The following is a 2,514-nucleotide window of genomic DNA, read 5'->3' on the forward strand; positions in this document are numbered from 1 at the left end:
GCACCGCCGCCTGCACCGAGACGTCCAGCGCGGACACCGGCTCATCGCAAATCACCATCTTGGGGTTGGAGGCAATGGCGCGGGCAATGCCCACGCGCTGTTTCTCCCCACCGGAGAGCTGTCGGGGCAGACGGTAGTAATAGGTCTCGTTGAGCTTCACCGCCTCCAGTAGTTGCACCACCCGACCATAGACCTCGTTCGGCGGCACCACACGGAAGCGCTTCAGCGACATGGCGATCTGATCGCCCACGGTATAGGAGGGGTTCAGCGTCCCGTCTGGGTTCTGAAACACCATCTGCAGGTGGCGGATCACCTCGCGCCGGCGGCGCTCCACCGGCTCGTCCGAGATGTCAATCCCCAGGAACTCCATCTTGCCGCCCGTGGGCGCCTCCAGGCCGACGATGGTGCGCGCCAGGGAGCTCTTCCCACACCCGGACTCCCCCACGATGCCCAGGGTATAGCCGCAGTCCACCGACAGGCTGACCCCATCCACCGCCCGCACATAGCGCCGTTTCTCCAGGCCGATGAGACTGCGCACCGTGGTAAATGGGACGGGGTAATAGGTGCGCACATTTTCGACCTTGAGTATCGGTTCCTCGCTCTCCGGCTTGGCGCAGACATAGGTACTCGACTTCGCCGGCTTCTTGGTCCACAGCGGGTTCTCCAGCCATTCGCGCGCCCGCCAGCATCGCGCAAAGTGGCCCGGCGCGACCTCCTGGAAAGAGGGCCGGCCGGCGGAGCATTCGGGAACGGCATACTCACAGCGCGGCGCAAAGATACAGCCGGCCGGCACCTCGGCCGGCGAGGGCACGCGCCCAGGGATGGGATGAATCTCGCGCGTGCCGCGCGGCGCATCCACATCCGGCAGACAGCGCATCAACCCGACCGTGTAAGGGTGGAGCGGATGGGTATAGATCTGCTCGGTGGGGGCCAGCTCCACCAGCTCGCCGGCGTACATCACGCCCACCTTATCCGCCACACGCGCGATGACGCCCAGGTTATGGCTGATATACAGCGTGGCGGTGCGGAACTTCTCCTGCAGTTCCGCCACCAGGTCCAGCACAGCCGCCTCCACCGTGACATCCAGGGCCGTGGTCGGCTCATCCATGATGAGCAGTTCTGGTTGGTTGAGCATGGCCATGGCGATACAGACGCGCTGTTGTTGGCCGCCGGAGAGCTGATGCGGGTAGCGGGCGAGGATGCTTTCCGGCTCCGGCATGTAGACGTCCTCGAGGGCCTTGATGCACCGCCGGCGAATCTCCTCTGCCGGCAGGTCCGTATGGGCGGCCAGCGTCTCGGCCAACTGCCGGCCGATGCGCATGGTCGGATCCAAGGAGGACATCGGCTCCTGATAGACCATGGCGATATGGGCGCCGCGCAGTTCCCGCAGGGTCTTCTCGTCCAGGCTCTGCATGTCCTGCCCCTTGAAGATAATGCGCCCATTGGTGATGCGGCCGTTCCTGCCCAGGAATCCGACCAGGGAATAGGCCACGGTGCTCTTGCCACAGCCCGATTCCCCCACCAGCCCCAGGTTCTCCCCGGGCATGATCTCGAAGCTCACATCCCGCACCGCCTGAATGTATCCCTTGCGGGTCTTATAGGCGATGGCCAGGTTCTGCACAGAAAGGATCGGGTCTTCCTTCATGGGCCTTTCTTCCCGTGATGTGATAGCGGACGCGCCGGCCTCTTACTGATACCGCATTGTCTCCTCGCGCAGGCCATCCGCGAACAGGTTCAACCCTACCACCAGCGTGACGATGGCCACCGTCGCCGAAAGCACCGGCCAGACATTGGTGGTCATGAACTTATGCCCTTCCTGCACCATGCCGCCCCAATCGGGCGTGGGCGGCGGCAGACCCAGGCCCAGGAAGCCCAGCGTACCGATGTAAAAGGCGGCATACCCGATGCGCAAGAGTAAATCCACGATCAGCGGGCCGCGACAGTTGGGGAGTATCTCCCGGAACATGATTTGGACGGGGCGATCTCCCCGCAGGCGCGCCGCGGCAATGTACTCGCGGGTGCGGATGTCCAGCGTCAGAGCGCGGATGAGACGCGCGATGCCCGGCGCGCCGCCGATAGCAATGGCGATGACCACGTTGACCGGGGACGCACCTACTGCGGAAATGATGATCATGTACAAGAGGATGGTGGGGAAGGCCATGATGGAGTCAAGGATGCGCATCACGAGCTCATCCACCCAGCCGCCGAAATAGCCGGCCGGCAGTCCCAACACCATCCCCAGCAGAAACGCCACCCCTACTGAGATGGGCGCCAGCAAAAGGATGGTCCGGGCGCCGAAGGCCACGCGCGCCCACACATCCCGCCCCAGATGGTCCGTCCCCAGGATATGCTGGGCTGAGGGGCCTTTATTGATGTTCTTATAGTCCTGTTCATAGGGCGTATAGTGGGTCAGGTACGGCGCGAAGGCGGCGATGAAGACCCAGGTCAACACAATGACCAGCCCTAACACAGCCGTCGGGGAGGCAAAGATCAGCCCCACACTTTCTTTGAACC

2 protein-coding genes are annotated in these 2,514 nt (G+C 63.5%); both read right to left on the reverse strand.

The annotated features are described in order from the left end of the window. The coding region (locus tag H5T60_14015) for a dipeptide ABC transporter ATP-binding protein (protein ID MBC7243548.1) at positions 1-1,645 on the reverse strand (1,645 nt) is incomplete at its 3' end. Between the two features lie 42 nt (positions 1,646-1,687). Then, positions 1,688-2,514 (reverse strand): ABC transporter permease (locus tag H5T60_14020; GenBank protein MBC7243549.1); only part of this gene is annotated, 827 nt, incomplete at its 5' end.

It is taken from the genome of Anaerolineae bacterium (assembly GCA_014360855.1).
In the GTDB taxonomy this organism is placed as follows: Bacteria; Chloroflexota; Anaerolineae; order JACIWP01; family JACIWP01; genus JACIWP01.